The sequence below is a fragment of the Domibacillus sp. F004 genome (genome assembly GCF_057814295.1).
This window is the reverse complement of the sequence record NZ_JBVATB010000004.1, coordinates 190,390-212,133: the sequence shown is the minus strand read 5'-3', so window position 1 is coordinate 212,133 and position 21,744 is coordinate 190,390. Positions and strand designations below refer to the sequence as shown.

General features: G+C 35.5%; 18 protein-coding genes, 3 pseudogenes and 1 riboswitch. Of the genes and pseudogenes, 14 read left to right on the top strand and 7 right to left on the bottom strand.

Annotated features, from left to right (window positions below):
• The first annotated feature begins 144 nt into the window (after positions 1 to 144).
• From dsdA to ACZYRN_RS12605, 3 genes and pseudogenes are all read left to right on the top strand, one after another.
• Positions 145 to 1,500 (top strand): D-serine ammonia-lyase, encoded by a 1,356-nt coding sequence (gene dsdA / locus ACZYRN_RS12615; protein WP_488912050.1) that lies wholly within the window; start codon positions 145 to 147, stop codon positions 1,498 to 1,500.
• Positions 1,501 to 1,803: 303 nt separating this feature from the next.
• Positions 1,804 to 2,031, top strand: a pseudogene (locus tag ACZYRN_RS12610) (HEPN domain-containing protein); the annotation flags it as partial.
• Positions 2,032 to 2,370: 339 nt separating this feature from the next.
• Positions 2,371 to 2,514, top strand: a complete 144-nt coding sequence (locus tag ACZYRN_RS12605; protein ID WP_488911940.1) for a hypothetical protein — start codon at positions 2,371 to 2,373, stop codon at positions 2,512 to 2,514.
• A 32-nt stretch (positions 2,515 to 2,546) separates the two neighbouring features.
• Here the strand turns inward: ACZYRN_RS12605 and ACZYRN_RS12600 are convergent, their stop codons facing one another.
• On the bottom strand, positions 2,547 to 3,596 hold the full coding sequence (locus tag ACZYRN_RS12600; RefSeq protein ID WP_488911939.1) for an ion channel: 1,050 nt from the start codon (positions 3,594 to 3,596) through the stop codon (positions 2,547 to 2,549).
• A 739-nt stretch (positions 3,597 to 4,335) separates the two neighbouring features.
• Between ACZYRN_RS12600 and ACZYRN_RS12595 the strand changes: the two genes are divergently transcribed.
• The 5 genes and pseudogenes from ACZYRN_RS12595 to ACZYRN_RS12575 form a co-directional block, all read left to right on the top strand.
• Positions 4,336 to 5,304, top strand: a complete 969-nt coding sequence (locus ACZYRN_RS12595) for an HNH endonuclease (protein ID WP_488911938.1) — start codon at positions 4,336 to 4,338, stop codon at positions 5,302 to 5,304.
• Between the two features lie 124 nt (positions 5,305 to 5,428).
• Positions 5,429 to 5,527, top strand: a pseudogene (locus ACZYRN_RS12590) (YneF family protein); the annotation flags it as partial.
• Between the two features lie 15 nt (positions 5,528 to 5,542).
• Complete coding sequence (locus tag ACZYRN_RS12585; RefSeq protein WP_488911937.1) at positions 5,543 to 5,689, top strand: hypothetical protein; 147 nt, start codon at positions 5,543 to 5,545, stop codon at positions 5,687 to 5,689.
• A gap of 63 nt (positions 5,690 to 5,752) precedes the next feature.
• Positions 5,753 to 5,929 carry a hypothetical protein gene (locus ACZYRN_RS12580; RefSeq protein WP_488911936.1) on the top strand — a complete coding sequence of 59 codons (177 nt, stop codon included), beginning with the start codon at positions 5,753 to 5,755 and terminating at the stop codon, positions 5,927 to 5,929.
• Between the two features lie 310 nt (positions 5,930 to 6,239).
• Positions 6,240 to 6,503, top strand: a pseudogene (locus ACZYRN_RS12575) (helix-turn-helix domain-containing protein); the annotation flags it as partial.
• A 150-nt stretch (positions 6,504 to 6,653) separates the two neighbouring features.
• On the opposite strand, the gene ACZYRN_RS12570 reads toward ACZYRN_RS12575, so the two are convergent.
• On the bottom strand, positions 6,654 to 7,292 hold the full coding sequence (locus ACZYRN_RS12570) for an HD domain-containing protein (RefSeq protein WP_488911935.1): 639 nt from the start codon (positions 7,290 to 7,292) through the stop codon (positions 6,654 to 6,656).
• Positions 7,293 to 7,408: 116 nt separating this feature from the next.
• Positions 7,409 to 8,332 carry a LysR family transcriptional regulator gene (locus ACZYRN_RS12565; protein WP_488912049.1) on the bottom strand — a complete coding sequence of 308 codons (924 nt, stop codon included), beginning with the start codon at positions 8,330 to 8,332 and terminating at the stop codon, positions 7,409 to 7,411.
• A 291-nt stretch (positions 8,333 to 8,623) separates the two neighbouring features.
• A riboswitch (guanidine-I (ykkC/yxkD leader) is annotated at positions 8,624 to 8,722 on the top strand.
• 67 nt (positions 8,723 to 8,789) lie between these two features.
• Between ACZYRN_RS12565 and ACZYRN_RS12560 the strand changes: the two genes are divergently transcribed.
• On the top strand, positions 8,790 to 9,131 hold the full coding sequence (locus tag ACZYRN_RS12560) for a DMT family transporter (RefSeq protein WP_488911934.1): 342 nt from the start codon (positions 8,790 to 8,792) through the stop codon (positions 9,129 to 9,131).
• The gene (locus tag ACZYRN_RS12555) at positions 9,131 to 9,445 is read left to right on the top strand and encodes a DMT family transporter (protein ID WP_488911933.1); all 315 of its coding nucleotides are present in this window, start codon (positions 9,131 to 9,133) and stop codon (positions 9,443 to 9,445) included. The genes ACZYRN_RS12560 and ACZYRN_RS12555 overlap by 1 nt, the downstream gene beginning before the upstream one ends.
• Before the next feature lie 719 nt (positions 9,446 to 10,164).
• On the opposite strand, the gene ACZYRN_RS12550 is transcribed toward ACZYRN_RS12555, so the two are convergent.
• The 3 genes from ACZYRN_RS12550 to ACZYRN_RS12540 all read right to left on the bottom strand — a co-directional run bounded on the left by ACZYRN_RS12550 (position 10,165) and on the right by ACZYRN_RS12540 (position 15,645).
• Positions 10,165 to 11,805, bottom strand: a complete 1,641-nt coding sequence (locus ACZYRN_RS12550) for a multicopper oxidase family protein (protein ID WP_488911932.1) — start codon at positions 11,803 to 11,805, stop codon at positions 10,165 to 10,167.
• Positions 11,806 to 13,305: 1,500 nt separating this feature from the next.
• A complete protein-coding gene (locus ACZYRN_RS12545; protein ID WP_488911931.1) occupies positions 13,306 to 13,995 on the bottom strand; it encodes a coiled-coil domain-containing protein in 690 nt (229 codons plus the stop codon).
• 603 nt (positions 13,996 to 14,598) lie between these two features.
• Positions 14,599 to 15,645 carry a thermonuclease family protein gene (locus tag ACZYRN_RS12540; protein WP_488911930.1) on the bottom strand — a complete coding sequence of 349 codons (1,047 nt, stop codon included), beginning with the start codon at positions 15,643 to 15,645 and terminating at the stop codon, positions 14,599 to 14,601.
• A gap of 294 nt (positions 15,646 to 15,939) precedes the next feature.
• On the opposite strand from ACZYRN_RS12540, the gene ACZYRN_RS12535 reads away from it, so the two are divergent.
• The 3 genes from ACZYRN_RS12535 (at position 15,940) to ACZYRN_RS12525 (ending at position 18,710) form a co-directional block, all read left to right on the top strand.
• The gene (locus ACZYRN_RS12535; RefSeq protein ID WP_488911929.1) at positions 15,940 to 17,331 is read left to right on the top strand and encodes an RDD family protein; all 1,392 of its coding nucleotides are present in this window, start codon (positions 15,940 to 15,942) and stop codon (positions 17,329 to 17,331) included.
• 30 nt (positions 17,332 to 17,361) lie between these two features.
• Positions 17,362 to 17,691 carry a hypothetical protein gene (locus ACZYRN_RS12530; RefSeq protein WP_488911928.1) on the top strand — a complete coding sequence of 110 codons (330 nt, stop codon included), beginning with the start codon at positions 17,362 to 17,364 and terminating at the stop codon, positions 17,689 to 17,691.
• A gap of 146 nt (positions 17,692 to 17,837) precedes the next feature.
• Positions 17,838 to 18,710, top strand: a complete 873-nt coding sequence (locus ACZYRN_RS12525; RefSeq protein ID WP_488911927.1) for an SPOR domain-containing protein — start codon at positions 17,838 to 17,840, stop codon at positions 18,708 to 18,710.
• A 337-nt stretch (positions 18,711 to 19,047) separates the two neighbouring features.
• On the opposite strand, the gene ACZYRN_RS12520 is transcribed toward ACZYRN_RS12525, so the two are convergent.
• Positions 19,048 to 20,430, bottom strand: coding sequence for a phage lytic cycle repressor MrpR family protein (locus ACZYRN_RS12520; protein WP_488911926.1), 1,383 nt, complete (start codon positions 20,428 to 20,430; stop codon positions 19,048 to 19,050).
• 562 nt (positions 20,431 to 20,992) lie between these two features.
• On the opposite strand from ACZYRN_RS12520, the gene ACZYRN_RS12515 reads away from it, so the two are divergent.
• Positions 20,993 to 21,154, top strand: coding sequence for a YneF family protein (locus tag ACZYRN_RS12515; RefSeq protein ID WP_488912048.1), 162 nt, complete (start codon positions 20,993 to 20,995; stop codon positions 21,152 to 21,154).
• The last annotated feature ends 590 nt before the right edge of the window (positions 21,155 to 21,744 follow it).

Genomic DNA, 21,744 nt, shown 5'->3' with positions numbered 1-21,744 from the left:
CCCGCTTAGCGATGAGCAAACTGGAGCATTCCGTAATTAATGAGATAGCTAGTACCGCACCGATCGAAGTGGTGGAGGGTGAAGTTTGCTAGTCGCTGGCGTTGGATCCAAATTTTATACTTTAATGAAAGGAAGATGGTCAGCATGGAAAATCAGATAATTGAAGGAAAAACGATTAAGCAGTGGGAAGAGGAATATCCTTTAATGAGCAAGATCATTTCAACGGAAGAAGTATTCTGGACAAATTCTAAATATGAAAAATTTGCAGATGCGATAAAAAAGATTTCCTTATCAGAGAAGGATGTAAAAGATGCAGAAGAAAGATTAAATAGATTTGCTCCATATCTAGCTAAAGTTTTTCCAGAAACAGAAAAAACGAAAGGGATTATTGAATCACCTATTGTTCCAATTCCTACTATGCAAAGCAAAATAGAAGAGACCTATCATCAAGAAATCTCAGGTCAATTATTGCTCAAATGTGATAGTCATCTTGCTATTTCGGGATCAATTAAAGCAAGAGGCGGTATTTATGAGGTTTTAAAACATGCGGAAGATTTAGCTATTGCGAATAACATGCTAACAGTAAAAGATGATTATTCAATTATCGATAGTGATAAATTTAAAGAGTTCTTCTCTAAGTATTCTATTGCAGTAGGATCAACTGGAAACCTAGGACTTAGTATTGGAATCATGAGTGCGCAATTAGGGTTTAAGGTTTATGTTCATATGTCGGCTGACGCAAAACAATGGAAGAAAGACCTCCTTAGAAGCAAGGGTGCTACAGTCATTGAGTATGAATCAGATTATAGCAAGGCAGTAGAGGAAGGCAGAAAACAAGCAGAAGCTGATCCAAACATGTACTTTATTGATGATGAAAATTCAATTAACTTGTTTTTAGGGTATGCTGTTGCAGCTTTTAGATTAAAAAAGCAATTAGAAGAAATGAATGTAGTTGTAGATGAGGATCATCCATTATTTGTTTATCTGCCATGTGGAGTAGGCGGCGGACCTGGTGGAGTAGCATTTGGGTTAAAGTTAGTTTTCAAAGATCTTGTCCATTGCTTCTTTGCCGAACCAACACATTCACCATGTATGGTTATCGGATTAATGACAGGTATGCATGATAAAGTATCCGTACAAGATTTTGGTATTGATAACATTACTGATGCAGATGGGCTCGCTGTTGGTAGAGCTTCTGGTTTCGTCGGGAAAACATTAGAAAACCTAATAAGTGGATCCTATACTGTACAAGATGAGCAGTTATACGTACTTTTAAGTATGTTATCCGACACAGAAAATATTCAATTGGAGCCTTCTGCATTAGCTGGAGTCCATGGTCCAATTCAATTATTCAAAGATGAAGCTGGACAAAAGTATATAGAGAGTAACCATTTAGAAGATAAAATTAAAAATGTAACACATATCGCTTGGGGAACAGGAGGCAGCATGGTTCCAAAAGACGTAATGGAAACCTATTATAAAAAGGGAAAAGAGGCATAGAAACAAGGAGACGGTTCTTGTGCTTTACCAATTTATTACAAAAGGTAGGTTGAATCGGGTTGCGGTACCGCTGCCACTCCCTGAAATAGGTCGAGATTAGTAGAAAGATTGACAAGGAGGAATTGGTGTTAGCCCTAGTTCTTCTATCGTCTAAAGTGATGAAGGTACGTTTAAGGTAAAGGAGAGAAGGTGTTTTTCTCTCCTTTTTGCTTTACCTAGGACCATTTAAAACGGTTCATCTTTTTTATAAACGGTACGACTTTCTTATAAACAGTAAAACTTTGTTTCAAACCGACATTTGCAGGGGACGTAACCAATACAAGGGATTATTATACGCACATCGGCGACGTACCAGACTACTATTTTAAAGGATGGGAGTTATACTTTGCCAACAAGCGTATGCACACAGTCCTGTTTTATCATTTGTGCAAACGTCTCGGCATCGGCGATGCTATCCTCCGACCTATTATTCTTCAGAACGACTGGTTGGTTCAATGGCTACAGAATGCCAAACAGGAACTGCAGAACTAATATAAGAAAAGAGTATTGAAGATAAATTTAGACTTAAGTTTCAAAAAGTGGTCACCAAACTGGTCACACACTCGAAATAACAATAGGAAACAGCGGGAAACGGTTCATATGAAAAATGTCCTCAAACCCTTGATATGAAGGGGTTTGGGGACATTATAAGAAATCATAGGAAACACCGCCATGTGAATTGACAGGGTAGAGGTCGCTGGTTCGAACCCAGTAGGAATCATTGGGTGTTAAAACCCTTGAGAGAGCGTCAGGAACACGGTTTCTCTACGAAAACACCACTTCTTCGGAGATGGTGTTTTTTGTGTTTGTACCGTTTGGGTGGTGAAACTAATGAAGTTAGGAAAAATAAATTATCGTTTGGTTGGGAAATACAAAAACGGAGAGGGAGCCAGTCGACACGAAGTTGAGCTCATTCAAAAATATAAAAAATTGGGCCAAGCGATTTTTAATAAGAAAATTAATAAAAGATGCTAGTATAGCATCTCTAAAGGTTTTGGCTTTTAATGTCATGCATTTGAATTTATTTTGGAAATAGTTTCTTTATCACAAATAACGAAAAGTTGTGCTCCGTCAGGAATTAGTTCATCCAATTTTTGGTTTATATGGAGGTCGCCATGATCTGCTACCAGTGTGGCTCCTTTGTTAAGAAGATCCATAAAAGCATCCCGATAGGTTCTCCATTCATCTTGTTTAGGAATCTCATACATACTTTCTCCGTACTGTCTGCTCATAAGTTCAGAATACATATGAATCACTCCATGAGAAAATAATGATCTTACTGCGGCGTGGGAAATCATTTCTTGTGTAGGAATAAATTCATCGACCTTCACATGCTTGAATAAACGGATATGTTTTTGATTAATTACCTCGGCGGTGACATGAATAGGCGTATTCATTTTTTCTTCAATGGATGTTATGGCAGTGGCAACTAGTAATGTCTTCCCATCGACCAGTAATGGATCTTTTGTAGCATAACTTGCTTGTGTTATTTGATCGGCAAAAATGATCACACCTTTTGCTCTAGATAAATTTGCACGGAGTAATGTCTCTTCATCAGTAGCATCCCCACGAACATAAAACAGACGCTCTTCCATCATTGGCGCTTTTTCCAAGTTATCAATGATTACAATATCAATGGTTTTATCAGATTTTAAAATTTCTTGGATAGATGATTTTGACTTATCGCTCCATCCAATCAGTATAATATGATTTTCACCTTTATATTTCATTTTTCCACCAACTTTAAATTTTTCGATAAGATGTACAGATTTAATCATTTTCCCAATAAAAACACTAACCAGCCCGATACCCGTGATGTAAAGAACAATGGTAAATGCTTTTCCAAGATCGGTGACCGGTGCATAGTCTCCAAAACCAACCGTAGCAAGTGTTGTGAGAACCCAGTAAACGGAGGTTAAATAAGATTCGAACGTTTGTGGCTCTATAGAAAAAGCAACATATGCAGCAACTAATATGTATAAAATGACAAATGGAAAAAAGATTCTACCTCTTAACTTAATCAGGTGATATATTATTTTTTTAACTGAAATTCCCATTAGCATCCATCCTAGTTTTCAAGTCATCGATTAAATGTATGTTCCCGAATTTAGCCATTAATTAAACGTAAACGCAAAATATATTTTTATCCAACTGGGGAGTGACAATAGCATATAAAAGAGGGTTTTGAGGTTTAACTCCTATGAAAATTAGCAAACGAAGCAGAATGATTCAATAAACTAAGGGTGAAGACGTTCTAATGCCATTAGATGATTATTCCTTTAGTAAGAAGTCTGGTTAGGTTGTCGATAGGTTTGGCGTTTCATGGCAACTGCAACTTACTCCTCCAAAATAAATAATGTTAGAGAGAAGCATGGACAAATATTCCGTGCTTTTAATTGTTTTTCCCTGTTCAGTGGATTATATGTAAGAGAAGTTGCTTGTTCAATGAAGAATGGCTACTGTTAAAATTCCTAAAAGTGAGAGAGCACTTTAGGATTCCAGCGACCATGTTCCTTACTCAAAAAGCTTCGTACATCTATCTACACTACAATCAGATTTTCAACCGATCCAGATTTACAAGTCATTACTCCAGGAAAATGCCAAAGAATTCATATTGTTAAAAGAGTGATTTTATTCTAGCTTGAAGAAAAGCAAATGGGTAGTATGCAGCCTTTTTTCTACAGGGTAAAAGTTTCTAGCGGTTCAAGATGAATAACCTGCTGATGTGAATTTAATAAAACATTTAATGTAAAATAGAAAGTATTAATAAGCGTATGTATTGTAGGAGGAAGTAATTTGAACAGTTTTATTGTTATGCAGGGTCGTACTTATCAAGAAGAAAAAGACTTAGGAATCATCTGGTCTCCACAGCAAGGTAAAGGAAACACTGTGCCACATTCATGGTTGCGAATGACAGAAGTAAAAAAGGGAGACCAAGTATTTCATTATGTAAAAGGAAACATCGTGGCTGTGAGCATTGCCAAAGAAGATTGTAAAGCAGCCAGTAAACCAGATACTTTGCAAAGTCATAATGAATGGAAAAATGAAGGATATCTAGTGAATTTAGAATATCATGAATTAGATAGAGCGGTTAATGTGCGTGACAAATTTGAAGAAATCTTACCGCTGCTGCCCGTCAAATACTCACCATTCCAGGATGATGCAAATGGTAATCAAGGTTACTTATATCCATGTAACGAAGAATTAGCCATCAAATTACTTGAGCTAATTAGCGAGTTAAACATTTATCAAGTGGATAAAGAACAACTAGAATTGTCCATTGATGATGTAAGAAGAACTGAACACAATACACTTATTCCAGTGATTACCGAGACCGAATCTGAGGTAAAAACAAAAATCCGATTGGGGCAGCAAAAGTTCAGAAAGAAGTTAATGCCTTTATGGCAAAGTAAATGTGCTCTATGCGGTATAAACTTACCAGAATTACTAAGAGCAAGCCATTCAAAGCCTTGGAAAGACGGCACAAATGCAGAACGTTTAGACCCACATAACGGCGTTTTGCTTTGTTGTAATCATGATGCCCTTTATGACAGAGGTTTAATTGCTTTTGACGGTCAAGGACGTTTGCACATTTCTTCAATCATCTGTGAGGAAGACTATCCGCTGTATGGCTTGGTGCCATTAACTAAGATAAAAATTCACTCTGAAAATAAGGTGTTTTTTAAATGGCATAAGAAGAACATTTTTAAAGCGAACGAGACTCTCATCCCAGTGAGCCATATAAACGATGTGAGAACAGAATAACCAATGAATGATTAACCACTTTCCATTGAAAGCTCTGCTTAAATGTAGACAATAAAGTCGGTTTGAGGTATGTTTTTTTTACACAACTTAAGGCGTTATCGTTAGCTGGCGAAGCCCGTTGTATCAACGTTTGCGAATGATGATGATGCAAATGGGAATGAAACCATCACAAAAGAAAATCAATCAAATGATGGCGCAAATGAATAAACAACAAGAGAAATAAATCTTTGTTGGATTAATGTTACCCAGATTGAAGGAAGTTTTTGATGAATTAATTCCCTATGAAGATGAAGAAATTTCTGATGATGAGTGGGCAGATATTGAAGAAGGATTAGAGCAGATAAAAAATGGTGAATACGTGACATTGGAGGAACTTATCGAATAAAGAATTGTAAAGGTGTTAAGAAGTATATTAAAGGAAAATCAAACAAATAAGGGGTGAAACGTGATGTTTCGTATCCAAGATAAAAATGGTCAGATGATTAACGTGAAAATGGATAAGGGTGATCCAAACCTTTTGTGGATGGAGTTTGAAGATAAAACGGATAATTGTAATTTAGGCAGTATTAGTAGGAGCAAACTGCAAGAGGATGTAAGAAACGGTATGTATATAATGATTAAATGATAAACGTGTTGTTTTCACTTACAATCGATCCAATGGCACACTTCATCTGGAAAGAGACATTAATCGATTTACTCATACTCCCTCATATCAAATCCTCTTCATCGGGTGTTTTTATCTTCATTGCATAATTCATTCATCCAAAACAGCCGGATAATATGCAGGATCGCTGTACCAGTGACGAATGAAACAGGGCTGAAACGGCTGATTTGCGGCGATGTATAGAATTTGCATATGGTGAATGTGGGTGATTGGTCAAAACGTTGATGTATCAATGTTTTTTCGAGTATTTAGTTGACTTAAGACCAATTATAGTCACGGGACACTTGGAAAAGTCGAACGTGGCGAGATTAAGGCTAGTATTGAATTATTGGAGAATATTGCAAAAGTGTACGATGTTCCGATGACCTATTTTCTCGTCCCTGATGAATTACATGACATTGGGATAGACTGGGCGGCCTTCGCAAGCGAGATGGAGAAAAAGAGAATAACACCTGATGAACTACGTGCCGCTGTAAATCTCATTGAAAAAGTTCGTAAAATTAACCGGTGTACAAGTTGTTTTATCTCTAATTGAAGCCGCTAAGCTCTTCCAGTAATAAAAATCTGCCGCCTTTCTGCTGACAGATCGGCGGCTAATCTAAACAATTCTTTTATATGAACACTTTTTTTGCTTATTGCCAGATTATTATTTTATACATGCACAAAAGGTTGTCATTTCTGTTTCTTATTCTGACCATGGTGAATGTAAAATACAATGACAGAAATTCTTATTTTTATATTCCGGTCTAAAATGTTGAATAACATCTTCTTTCATATTGCCAAAAGTCGTTTCTGGCTTATGCTTAAATCCTTCATAAAACGCTGGAATAATTTCCTTTTTGAAATTGTTTCGCGGGAACGCTTTTATAATCTCCTCACGCAAATCGTCAGGAAATTGCTCAAAACCATCTCCCATTACATCTAAACCAACACCAGAAAAGAGTAGTGCCACTTCAGACTCTTTATGTTCAGCAACTCCTGGCGTCGTATGTAACGCAATCGCATCCCATACAAGACGAATCGAAACATCTGGAATTTGATACTGCTGTAAAAAACTTCTTGCTGCATTTGCACCGTCTACTTCAAACCGTAAATCTGGGCTACTGTACTTTTTTGTTAAGCCTAAATCATGGAATAAAGCACTGACATATAGCAACTCTAAATCATGATTCAGCTTCGCCTTTTTTCCGTTGACTGCACCAAATAAAAATACACGATTTGAATGGTTCCACAACAAGTCATCACCATGCTCCCGTAAAATATCTGTTGCATCTTTCGCCAATCGAGAATCTGGAATTTTAATACCTGCTACTTCTTGAAACATAATTGAAAATCCCCTTTACAGTTTGATAGTTCTCATCTTCATGAACTTGTATTCATTGTAAAGAGGATTTTATCATTTATCAATTCAATCATTTCTATGATAATAATAGATAAAAACTATAATATAGAACTTTGTAAAGAAGCTATCTCATCTTTTTCTGTATGAAAATGTAGCCTTTCGATTTCACGTACTAATAAGTTAATATACTTACGTGCTGCATAATTGATAAAACAATTCTTTTTCATCACGAGATAAACTGATCTAGTCAAAGATGGTTTTTCAATACGTTGGAAAAATAAATCCTCTGTATCATAAAATTCATATAATGTACGCGAGACAACACTGCGGCCAATCCCATTTCGAACAAGCTTCAAGATCGATTCAATGCTAGACGTTTCGACAATAGGTTCTAACTGCCTGCCAACCTCAATACTCGTTTTATCAAGTATTTTTCTGCATTGATGCATATTGGGAAATAAAATAAGAGAACTGTCTAAAACAGCGGAAAATGAAACCTTCTGCTCTCGATTATTTTGATTACTAATCAGGTAAAATTCTTCATCATACAATTTCGTCACCTGCAACATATCATAGCGATTGACTTCAAAACCAATGCCAAAATCAGCTTGATTCTCTAAAACAGCCTTTTCCACTTGATCAGTACTTTGAACAAACACTTTTATGTTCGGGTATAATTGGTTAAATTTAATACACAAAGTAGATACCAAATCAGTCATTTCTCCTGGTAACACAGCAATTTTCAATTCCCCGATTTCTACTTTTGTAAATGCTTTAATTTGAGAAGATATACTTTGTAAGGAAGATTGAATATTCAATGCTTCTTGTTGTACAATTTCTCCCACCTTAGTAAGTTCAATCTTCTTACCAATACGGTTAAAAAGTGCATAGCCTACCTCTTGTTCAAGCATTTTAATTTGATGGCTTAAAGTTGGTTGCGAAATTCCTAATTTTTCAGCTGCTTTTGTAAAATGTAGTTCTTTACTGACCATTAAAAAATATTCTAAATGTCTTAATTCGATACTATATCAATCCTTTCTAATGAAAAAAATTATTGACTATCTGTATGCTTCCAATAAGATAATCTAGTTATTAAGTTACTTTATTTGAAGAAACTATACCATAATTTGGCCCTGAAATGGAAAATGAGCGCTTATCCTTGTTCCAGTATAGCGCCCTTTAATTAAATAAGAACAGAGTATTATCGTTCCAAATAAAACTCTCTTTAATCCATTACCATAAGTCCACTTATCACCATATTTTACATATGAATAAGGTTTAATTGTGTGTATGATATAAAGTAACTATATAAGTTAAATGTTTTCTAGGGTTCCGCAGTAATGAGTGCTGGTCTGGTCCGAGAGAAAACTCACAGCTATGCTGTGTCACGGAAGGATAAAAGCCTGGGAGATACTGTTTTACAGTTATCTCTTAGGCTTTTTTGTTTTTGGTAATAATAAAATTGGAGGTGTCTTTTAGATGAATAAAGATTGGATTAAAGTATTTGTTGCTGCTTTCTTTGAAATTTTTTGGGTTATTGGTTTAAAACACGCTGATGACTTTTGGACTTGGGTTGGAACTGTTATTGCTATCTTTATCAGCTTCTATTTAATGATTATGGCTGGACGAAAAATTCCCGTGGGAACTGTATATGCAGTTTTTGTTGGTCTAGGTACAACAGGAACTGTCTTTTCTGAAATCCTATTCTTTGGAGAATCATTTAAAGTGGAAAAAGTACTCTTGATTTTACTTTTATTAGCAGGGGTAATTGGCTTGAAATTAGTTACAAAGGACAAAGTTCAGGAAGGTGATGAATCCTAATGGCATGGATTTCTTTAATCTTGGCAGGTTTGTGTGAAATGTTTGGTGTTGTCATGATAAATAAATTGCATAAAGACCGTAATTGGCAATCATTACTTTTATTAATTCTAGGATTTGGAGCAAGTTTTATATTTCTTGCTTATTCAATGAAAACACTTCCTATGGGTACAGCTTATGCAATTTGGACAGGAATTGGTGCGTCTGGTGGAGCAATTTTAGGTATGGCTTTATATGGCGAGTCAAAACAGTGGAGAAGACTTGTTTTTATAGGGATGGTTTTAGGTGCTACAATAGGTCTCAAATTTGTCTCATAAGGCTTGTACCAAAATCTAATCGGTGTAAATCCGCATTTTCCGCTTCCTCCATGAAAAAGATGTACTGCTCATTGAAACGAATCTGACGCGTTTTAGAAAGGGGTACTTGTAGCACGGTGTCCTTATTGTGGAAATTGTTCAGAAACATAAAAAGAAGATACTTAATGAACATATATTAATGAACAGGGTTTTGTTATATAGGAAGGGTTAAATGCTTGGATGAATCATTTAAACTAAACATTGTTCAATAACTCAGGAGTTTTAGGACATAATTTTCCAGTGTTAAAGGCCATTCAGGAAAATTATATTGCAAATATAAGTTAGAAACCTACTTAAAAATTTTCGCATACCTATGAAAGATCCTTCTATTAAGCTTCATATGCAATGGTCAATCAAAAAGCACTTCTTCGAGCTTTTAATAAAGAAATAGATGATCACCCAGAAAATACGTAATCTTTCGACTTTATGTGTTTTTAACAAGCCGATGCCTAGAATTCTATTCAAACGCTCTCGATCAATGAATAATTTTGAGCGATCGTTGAATCTCTCCTTTACCTATCTAAGTATCTTTGAATAGCACCTTGTTTTTTCATCTATCGTAAATTTCGCCATATAAAAACTTCACCTTCAATTATTAGACACTTTAAGTCGATCGAAACAGAAGACACCGTTCATTAATTCGAACGGTGTCTTCTGTTTCGATCTCTGAATTTATTGAATCAGTTAGAAGAGGAATCATCAGCTTGAGAACTCTCTGGCGTAGGATTCTCTTCAGTATGTGTGTCTCCAGCATGAGGAAGCTGCACAGGATGAGCATCCTTAATAATTCGGATAGGTCTCATCATGTCATGGTCTTCATGTTCAAGGAAGTGGCAGTGCCAGATGTAATTACCTGTATGCTCTTTAAAATGCATAATAATTTTGGTGATCTTTCCAATATCGGCCTTCACCGTGTCTTTCCAGCCTCTCTCGTAATCCCGGGGTTCCTCTGCTGGCCCTGTAAATTCAATCACCCCATCACGTTGGTAACGTTCTCTATTGAATGGCCGCCGCTCAATGATTTTAAACTGAACGAGGTGAACGTGAATGGGATGCGGGATCGGCGTTAAATTGATGAAATTCCATATTTCAATGCTGTCGAGCGATGGTTTTTCAGTAGCCGGCTCATGATACATACGATCGTTCAGCATCAACATGGGCCGTCCATACTCATCCCTAGAATTACTTAAGGGCAAATCTCTTATAATGTGAGCATGATGTTTGTGCAGGTCCATTAGAGGAGACAATTCTTTTGGGATTTTACTTTTATCTTTTTCTGTTAGAGAGAGATCTACCCGGAATTGCATAATAACACTTGTGTGCTCATCTGAAAATTCTGTATCGGTATTTTTTAGCGTAAACTCTTGTCCTTTCATCTTTGAAAAATCAATAATAATATCCGTTCGTTCAGATGGGAGCAATTCAACGGATGTTAGCTCGACAGGTTTCGTTAGAAATCCCCCATCCGTGCCTATTTGGAAGAACGTTTTGTCGTTTGACAAGCTTAATACATATCCTCTTCTATTGGAGGCATTGAGAATCCGAAAACGGTATTTTCTCGGTTCTACCCTGAGATAGGGCCATACTTTGCCATTTACTAAAATGGTGTTTCCTGTAACGCCCGGTGTGATGGAAGGGTGGACAGATACAGGAAATGGGGGAGAGTCCGGATAGAAAAGAGAACCATCCTCATTAAAAGATTTATCTTGTATCATTAAAGGTATTTCATATTTTCCACTGGGCAGTTGAAGTCTTTCTTCAAGCGAATCACGAAGCAGATAAAAGCCTGCGAGCCCCGCATAAACATTTAATCTTGTAAGCGCCATGGAATGATCATGATACCAAAGTGTCGTTCCAGGCTGATGGTTTGTATAAGCGTGTACTTTTCTTCTAAAAGTGGGCCCTGTCTTTTCATAATTTTGAGTATACCATGCCTCAGGATGACCATCGCTCTTCCAGTCTACATTTGCCCCGTGAAGATGAACGACAGACCTAACCTCGGGCGTATCAATAGCACCATGAAGGGTATGATCAATTGGAAGAAAATGTTTTTCAGGTAGCTTATTCACATACTTCACATAAGTGGTTTTGTCCTTCGTTGCTTCGATGGTAGGCCCAGGACTTATTCCATCGTACCCCCAAATTCGTGTCTTCGGAAAACATTTATGGAATCTATGTCTTGCTTCACTCATTACGATTTTATAGTAAGAGCCTTCAGGATAACAATCATGATCAACGGGCTGAGCAACAGGCGGTTTTTCAAGTTTGTCAACAAACTTTGGAATGGTACTCGGATCGGATGGATTCACGCTAGTACTCATGGGATCACACCTTTATTGTTATTTAGGCAACCAGCACCCATACTTAACTTATGCGTCCCATTATCCTTGTACTACTCGTAATAATGCTCCTTTAAAACGGGAGAAAGTAATCAATTAAGAGATAGATTTTTTCACAATGAAAAATCTTCCATTATTTTGTAAATAACCGACCTTTAGAAATCAATTGCAGAAATCGAGATAATTGAATTGAGATTAGGTACAGATAGAATTGGATTAAATAATATACGTCTAATTTCAAATCTATGTTAATGTTTATACTGTTATTATCTTTCCGAATTATGTAAATTACCTTTTTTTCAACAAATCTAATTCATATGTTTGCTCCTACATTAGCAATTGTTGTTAAGGGGCGATTCATTGCGAAATATTTTTGAACAGCCGACACGAAAAAACACGCCGCAAAATATTAAACGACATGTTCATAAAACAGGAGTTTTGGAACATATAAAAAGATGAATCCTAATTTCCAATTAGAGAAGTTTATTAATCACTCTTAGTAAATAAAACGAAAAAAGATGGTAAAGCAAGATATGCTTTACCATCTATTTTACTGCTTAATTATTATTCATCCGCTTTTGTTGCCAGTAGTTTATTTCCATACTCAAAAGAGGATTTCACACTTCCAAGGAACCCAAAGTGTAGGGAATAGAGTTAAATTTGTAATTTATCCAATCCAAAATGTACGCTCGGGAATTAAAAATGTACTTTATAAAGTTAAAAATGTACTGTTTTAAACCCGTTTTGTACTAATTTAGACCGAAATTATACGGAATGGTACTCATAAATCCTTTTTGTAAGGCTACGAACCCAAAGTGTAGGGGATAAAACCTGAAGTGTACAGGTTGAATTAAAAATGTACTTTATTGAATTGGAAATGTACGCTTAATTCAATTATTAATGATAAAGTACGATAATTTTAAAATTGTTCCTCTTCTTTGGTTTAATTAGGTAAAAAGCTTCGCAATATCGAGAAATTAAGCAGAATTTATATAACACGCTCTATTTATTATCAGATTATGATTACTACAATAAAATTGAAGACCTCTAATTAATTCTAAGGGATAAGTAAGTACTTTAAACCGCTTCATTGTTTATTTTTTATAGACTAATCTATAAAATTGAGCAAAAATAAAGCTCTGTTAAAAGAACAATTTTATGTCTTCAAAAAGTTATGGGCCTTTATGAAGTCGCCAATCAAGCAGGAAATGTGAGCGCACAGATAACGATGCTCTATACGAGTCCAACAAAACAAGCGCTGATTAATAAAATGAATCAATTATGATACGTCAATAAAATGATGTGTTTTTTCTTTAGTGATAGCAAAAAACACTCACATATTTGTAAGTGTTTTTAGGTGTTATTAGCTGGCGACAAGTTAACGCATATAATCGCCTCGTAACGGGACATTTGTTATAACTTTGATTTTTCATGATTATGAGAAAAAAGTAAGAGGTGTTTCAATTCCCTATAGTTCGATTATTATTTTGGAACAAAGTGTATCTGTAAATCATTGTTAAGCTCAATTTCATCGCCATCTTCAAGTTCAACATTATTAAAAGAATCATTGTAGAATCCTCCGCCAACACCAAACATCTCATTTACTTTTAAGTCGCCCCATTCACCAGAACCCACCACGGAGAAGTTTCCTTGTCCAGAAGCAGCTTTCGCATCATAAAGTCCCGGATCAATATCACGGCCGACAACATATTTACCAGCTGAAAGAGTAACGCTTCTTGCAGCCAGTTCAGCGGCGGCCGCTTCTTCAGCTTTGCGTTTTTCCTCTTCAGCTTTTTGAGCGGCAAGGCGTTCTTCTTCTTTTACTTTTTCTGCAGCAAGACGCTCAGCTTCTTCCTTCTTCGCTTGCTCCTGTGCTTTTAGTTCAGCCGCTTTTAATTCTGCCTCTTTCGCTTTGTTCGTACGTTCCTGTTCAGCCATTGCAAAGTATGGTTCTGCTTCTTTTACTTTAGTGGACAGTTCCTTATTTTCTGCTGTAAGGGTATCAATCTTAGATTTTTGTGTATCTGTTTCTGTGGTCAATTCCTTAATTGACTTGTTTGCTGCATCCAATTCACCCGGAGAAGGACCGGTGGCTGCTCCAATAAACAAAGCAACAACGGCCGTTGCAATGTATTTCCAACTTCTTTTAATAAACGATGTACCTTTTTCCACGTTGATCATTCCTTTCTTGTTGTTTTTAAATAAAAAATAACGAGTTTTTCCCTTGATTCAAAACCATAGCAATCATTAGGTACACTAGACAGGGTACTTATAATCAATTTAAAGGGAAGATTGCCATCGTCAATCGGAAGAAGGGGAACAAATTTTTCAGCTCTGAACGTGGCATTCGTTGCAACATGTTATTTATGAACAAAGGCCAGACACACACCTGATTTAAATTTCAATCCTTTCTTAATGGGACGTTAATACCTAATTTTATCAAATATATTGAAAACAGTGAAGCTTTTTTCCTTTGCAAACCATAAGGGAAGAATATAGCATTGTAGGTCAGAAATGATGCGATTTGTCAGACGTATCAGGATGATTTCTAAGGCGCAAAATCATTGGGACAGTAATACTTAGATTCTAAATGATAAAAAGTCCTTCTTCAAAACGGCTCAAAGTACAAAGTGACTCTCACATGAATGTTCATTAGTGACAGTAAAGAGTGAAATGTACTTAAATGATTTTTGAAACGTAAGTTCTTATTCGTTATAAAAGAAAAAACCTGTCTCAAAAAGAGACAGGCTAGATGAGCTTTTTTAAATTAGAAAATTACGACTCACAGGCCCAATTATCTTTATCACGGTCATGCTGTGATTCATAGGCAGGGTGATCGGAAGCGACACCAGCTGGAAACACTTTTCTCAACTCTGTACAGTTCTGATAGGACTCATATTGCGCAACAGGTTGTTCAGCAACCGGTTCTGGTTCAACAACAGGAATGGGCTTAGGTTCTTCTTGAACTGGAACAGGTATCGCCTCAGGCTCTTTATTTGACTCGGAATTATAACCATTTTCCGTCGCATAATTTTTGATAGACCAAATGCCAATTTTCTTTTCTTTCGCTGTAGCTTGTAGCGCTTTAAATTCATCAAGATACTGCGTATTCGGTGGATATACAGCTACACGAGCTAATCCTTTTTCTAACAGCATTTTATTAAACATTTTATCTCCGGTATACACGTAAGCAAGAAGACGGCCGTATTGATCCCGTTCCTCGATGCCGGGTTCAATCTTCACTTCTATACCCGACAGCTGTTCAGTCGTAAAAGTGGATGCTTCTGGACCAAATGGTTGCACATCTTTCTGTGGATGCTTTGTTTCTGGTGTATCAACAAGAATCAGACGGACTGTTATAGTAACTTTAATTGTGTCACCATCTACTACACTATTTACCGTAGCAGCAATTAAACCGTCAGGAAGCGAACTGGCTGCTTGTTCCTTATTTACAACTGCTGTAGTTGCCGGATCAGCGACTTCTTTTGCTGTCTGCTCTTTTTGCTTCTGTTTATCTTCTAATTCTGTTTCTTTAGCGGCCAATTCTTTTTCGCGTTCTGCAAGAGCTTTTTCTTGTTCTTCTAACTCTTCTTGTTTTTTCTCCTGTTCTTGAGTGACTTCATTTACATTTGTAGAGTCAGAGAAAGAAGGAAGGATAAGGAGAAGAAAGATCCCTGTCGCGACAACCCATCCAGGTTTTGAAACCTTGTTTCGTCCTTGCCTCTTATTTCGCAATTCATAAATACCATAAGCAAGAACAGCCAGACCTATTAAGGTTAATGGGGCATTTATAATAAGACTAAGAAAAAATAATGCAACCAAAGCGATGAAACCCCACTTGATAAATTTCATTTTAGTAATATTAGTTTGCATTATCAGTTACCGTCTTATGAAGGGGCTTCGCAAGAAAGTAATAAAAATAATTATCTCAATCATGTCATTCAGAAAGCAGATATGTACAAATCAATAATATACAAAGCCTATTGAAATAAATAATAATTTACTAAGTATTCAAATAATGGTACTATATTAACGGATATAAATTACTATATAGTGAGCATGCTACTTTATGTATTTTTTTATTAAGGTGCTATATCTATGAAAGCAGGAATCTAGATGTCTTGTACACATTGTGGGTTAGGAACTTTTTCTGAAGCTAAATTTTGCCCATACTGCGGTCGCAGTATATCGGGTAAATTATTAGGGGGGGGCCAGGACTTAAGGCGCATGGGAAAAGAACTTGTGTATCCCCATGCTGGTTTTTGGTTGAGGTTTTTGGCCTATTGGATTGACGTTTTTGTTGTTGGAATTCCTTGTTTCATTCTTTACTCGATTCATGAAGGGTTTGGTTTTATTAATTTTTTGATTGGAACTGCTTATTTTGTGGGCATGGAGAGTTCAGTATTACAAGGGACAATTGGTAAACAAGCTGTTGGTATCATTGTTACGAATGAGGCTGGGGAAAGAGTTTCTTTTGGTAAAGCACTGGTGAGATTGTTTGCCAAATATCTTTCGGGATTCACCATTATAGGAATCTTAATAATAGGATGGACCAAAAAGAAACAAGGTCTTCATGATTATCTATCAAAATCAATTGTTATTAAGAAAAACGAAAAAATCCAACTGGTGGAGAGAGTCGTTGAACCAGCCTCACCATCTAAACAGATGGCTCCTGTTTTGGACACCAAGATCACAAGTGTTGGCGACATATCTCGAAAGGTAAAGAAGGAAATTTCTTCACTACCTATTGTTACAGCATTAAGTGATGCTGTTTTAGGAGCTTCGGGATTGGATAAATTGCAAAAACAAATTCAAATTGAACCCAAAAACCCTTTATACTGGCTATTTTACTATGAAGCATTTGTCACTTACAGTAAGGTCAGATCTGGAATCAATGTTGCAAGACTCGTATTTAATCCAGTTGGATTTGCAATTTCAAAAAGTGTCTCCGTGGGCTTAAACGCGACGGATGACCAATTCACAAAGTTTGATCCTCTAACCTGTCTAAATGCTGCTGTATCATTGGGACATAGGAATGTTAAGAGTAGACAATATAGTAGCAGAGACTTATTAATTATAGGCAAGTCCCTGTACTATAAAGGGATTAATGAAACAGATGATAGTAAGAAAAATAACTTCTTCAAACAGTCAGTCTACTATATCTCATTAGCTATCGAAACTGAACAAAATAGAGAATGGATTGCTGAATACTTCTTTTATTTGGCTCAGGTTTACCAGCAATTAAATAATGAGGAACTTCGTTATCGAGCCCTGAATGTATCTCGGAAAATGGGCTTCGCCCCTTCCCTTGAATTATTGCAGGGTATCTTGTCGAAAAGAGGAATAAATGGGGGCACAATTCCACAATTGTCACCTACTGTCCATGAGTTTAAATTTACTTACGATAGCGGAGGGAAGCTTGAAGGGGCAGTTAAATTTGCAGTAAAAGAACAGAGTAAAAAAGTTGTGAATACCTCTAAGCGTATAAAAGAATTTCTAGATACTTAATCTTCTCTCTTTTAGAAAGGGGGTGAAGTTATGGCTTTCGACTTTGATCCATTTGTCCAGTTAGATGTTAATGTAGATGGAGTTGTTGATGAAAGTGATTTGAAGATATGGGAATTGCAACAAGGTGATCCCCCTTCGCTTCATGATTTAAATCACGACGGAACGCTTGATCGTTTACAAGGATTAGACTTTAACAGTGATACATCTTTTGATAAGTTTCAGGCGGACATTGACCAGAATTCGGTTATTGATAAGTTTGAACAAAACCATATGGGAACGAAATTTGCTTATGACCTAAATCATGATGGAAAGACCGATCATATAGATGAGGCATTGGCAAGGGTTTTATTTGAGAAATAAGGTATTTATGAGAATGATTTAAAAGTGTCTGACTTTCCATGGAATCATGGTATATAGTACTGTTATTTAACATTTCATACCATATATTATCATTGTCGAAGCAGGCACTTTTAAAATCAGCTTCTTAAAAAGAGGTGGTTACAGGAATGGAAGTAAGGTTTTGTCATGAATGTGGTAAAGAACGTGCTCAGAATTCTAAACTTTGTGATCAATGCGGGACTGAAATCGTCCAGATTGAGAGTGGTAGTGAAAGGAGTACATCAACAAACGTATATACGGATATAGAAAAACCTAAAAAGAAAGGCAAACTGTGGGCAATAATATCTATTCTGTTCGGCATTTTCTCACTCTCTCTTACTGCAGCTCTAAACAACATATACGATATAGTGACAGGCCTCATATTTCTAGGCCTACTTATGTTATGTATTCTTATAGGTTTAATAGCTGGTTATCTTGGAAGAAAGTTCAAGGTGCTTAGTACCGCTGGGATTGGTCTAAACACTTTATTTCTGATTGGCCTAATTGTTCGTTTTTCTAATAATTTTCCTGACATGTCATACGAATATAAATTGCTTTTAAATGATTTGAAGGAAGGGGGACAAGCAAGTACTGTTCTGTCTCCCAGAGAAAAAGAAGCTCTGCAAGCTGCACCTTCCCATGCTATTCCTGAAGAAAAGACTGCAGGGGTTAATGATGATTCACAGGAAACATATAATAGAACTGAAGAAAACCTATCAATTGAAAGTACTAGCAATTATGATAATGTCTACAGTGAGGCAAGTGCACATGCTTCAACGTCAGACAAGCTTTACCGTATACAAGCGGGTGTGTTTTCTTCCAAATTTAATGCAATGGCGCTTGAAAATGATATTAAAGAAAATGGTATTGAAACAGCGGTTGTTCAAAAAGAGGGATTGTACATCGTCTACGTTGGAGCGTTCAGCGTAAAAGAGAATGCAGACAATCGGCTTGCAGAACTTCAATCATTTGGTTTTGATGGTTTTATGAAATATGAATAGAGCGGGTGGGGATTTTTCCTGTCTTTTTATTGTAGTTATTTTAATATGTAAATAAAGTAATCCATTCATTAGATAATATACATAGTCTTTCTCTTTATAGTTTAATTTTTTGTACGCTTATCAATATTTTTGAATAAAAAGTTGTTTGCTTTTAATGCTAATTAACTATCATAAAGATAAAAAGCCGCTCTTATCTGTAGAACGGCTTTAATTATTTAAATCATCATATGTTAATCAAACAAAAAAAGTGATGTCTTATTTAAGCATCGCACCGGTTAGTTGAATAGCTCTTTTAAAATTTTATCAGCAGGGAGTTTTTAAAATTGGATAGAGGAATTTACTTCTTATATTTTTTATTATTTTGTTGTTGTTGAATAATTTGTTTTACTTGTTCAATGGTTAATATTTCATTCTTGTGCCGATGAATGATTGTATGACAATTTGAACAAACAGGGATAAGGTCTTCTGCAGGATTAATGTTCACTTTTTTTGATAAACTAAGAGGTTTAATATGGTGAACCTCTATGAAATCTTTTCCATATTCTCCATATACTTCTTGAAAATTAAAATTGCATACCTTACATGATAAGCCATGAATTTCTATGGCACGTTGACGATTTTTAGGATTACGTTCGTACCTCTTACCATAAAAAATTATACTTGCTCCATCTTCATAATATTCGTCCTCTTCTGCACGTTTGGCATTTAAATCTCGTTTTATTGTACTTAAATCAACTCGTGAACTATGATCGATATAATTATTTTTCATAGTTTGTAATAAATCACCTAATCTTTCTTCAATCATATTTCGTAATTTATGTCGTGAGCTGGCGTTGTCCTTAATATTAAACTTTTCAAGAATACTAGTAATAACATTATCTATATTATTTCCACCTATTAGTAACTTACTTGCATAATGGAGCTGACCACTATATGAAGTAGTAGTTGCGTTTAAAGTATCTAAACCAAAATAATTAGACATGCGAACAATTCTTTGATAGATAATATCTGCAGGAATTTGTTCTTTTTCCCTTGGAGACTTTAAAACATATTTACTTGTGGGTAACGCATATTTTCTTTCATCACCTTTTGTACTAAAATAATCTATACTCTTAATAGCAAGATGAATAATTTTTTTAGTCTCATCACTTATTGAAATTACCCTGTTCGGTAAGGTGATTATCCCTTTATCAAAATTAATATCATTTATTCGAAGGTTTACCAATTCTTGAAATTTGTTTTTAATACTTACTCCTTCAAAGATCAAAGCTAAAATTACCCCATCCTGAGGGTTTTCAGTTGTGAAAATTATGTTAGTCATTTTTTCCTTACTAATTATATTTAGTTTATTTAAATATTTAGAAATAACATCTTTTGAATTGAAACGAGCGAGGGGATTATCGATTAATTTTTTTACTCCCTGTTCTACTGAGAACTGAATATATTTCCTGAAAGTTGGAAGGATGGATTGGAGACTTCGTACTGTTTTGGCTTTTATTTTATATAATAATTCTTCAAATTCCACATAAGTAAAATCGTATAAATCTTTATTATAGTAATACTCTAAATCAGTTGCGTGCTTTAGCTGAACTCTTTTCACTCTACGTGTATTTTCATTTGAGTAATATAATTGGAGAAACCGTTCTTTAAATTCTAGATTATATAATTCCTCTTTTGATTCAACAACTTGTAAACTATTATTACTGTTATTCATTTTCATTGCTGTCCTTCCTCTTAACAAGTTAAATAAGTATTTTTTAGGAGAGTACTTTGTTTTAGGTAATATTCTTATTTTGTGTAATACAGTTTTTATCTACTTAGTATTATAACTTAATTGATTGGATGTGTAGAAAGGTAAAAATGGGGAAATTGGTTGTTGAAGAAAAAAACCATGATACTTAATGAAGAATGGCTACTATTAAGAAATAAGAAAGATTTTATAAAATAGATGAGGGGTGTTTTAGGAATCCGATAACCATGCTATTTGTTCAAAGATATCTAGTACACACATTTAAAAAAGAATGATTTAAGGTTATGAATAAGATAAAATTTTAGTTAAAAATTGAATTGAATGTGTAACTTTTCCTATTATATATGTGGCTTAAAAACCTAATTAACAACTATAAATATAATGAAAAATTAAGCGGATTTTTTAAATTATTAAACATTTCTTGTAATAACGTCAATTTCATGATAACTTTTCCTCATACGGATTAAAGGATTTAAAGGGTTATATTGGTCTGTAGCCCTTGTCATATTAAAAACTCGCTGCCGGCGTTGCCATCGGTTTTTTCATCGCACGCCGTTACATGATGGATTATTTGAAAAAAAATCCACCGATTAACGAGCAAATGCTGCGAATGATGATGCAAATGGGAATGAAACCATCACAAAAGAAAATCAATCAAATGATGGCGCAAATGAATAAACAACAGGAGAAATAATTCTTTGTTGAATAAGGGTTGGAACGATTTTTCTCTGCTTATTCATTTAAACAGAATGTCGAAAGGTTAATCTTTCTTCACTGTTGTTGCATTTATTCGGTTTATTTTCCTTGTAAATAACGATAACCACCTTTTCTTGTTGAAAGATTAATCAGAAAAGGTGGTTTTTATTATGGAATTAAAAGATGCGATTGACGAGTATGTCTACTACTGTTTGGGGAAAGGATCTACAAATAAGACACTGATTAACAAACGACAGGAATTAAAGAACGTCAAACTGTTTCTGAAAGAGAAACGTGGAATTACTCAATTGCAAAGTATTTATCTCGATGATCTAAGGGCATAGATTCGCTATAAGCAACAGCCGGGATCGCAGTCGCAAAGAGTTGTGTCGATGTATAAAATGGTTTCAGCTTTTTTTAATTGGTGTGTCAGAGAAGGGTACTGGAAGGAAAATTTAATGAAATAGGTTGAAACCCCAAAGGTACCGAAAAAAGTCATGAAAGGCTTCAGCGCACAGGATGTATACAGCATGATAGGAGCATTTAGTTACAAGAACTATCGGAAGCACGTAACAAAGCGATCATTGC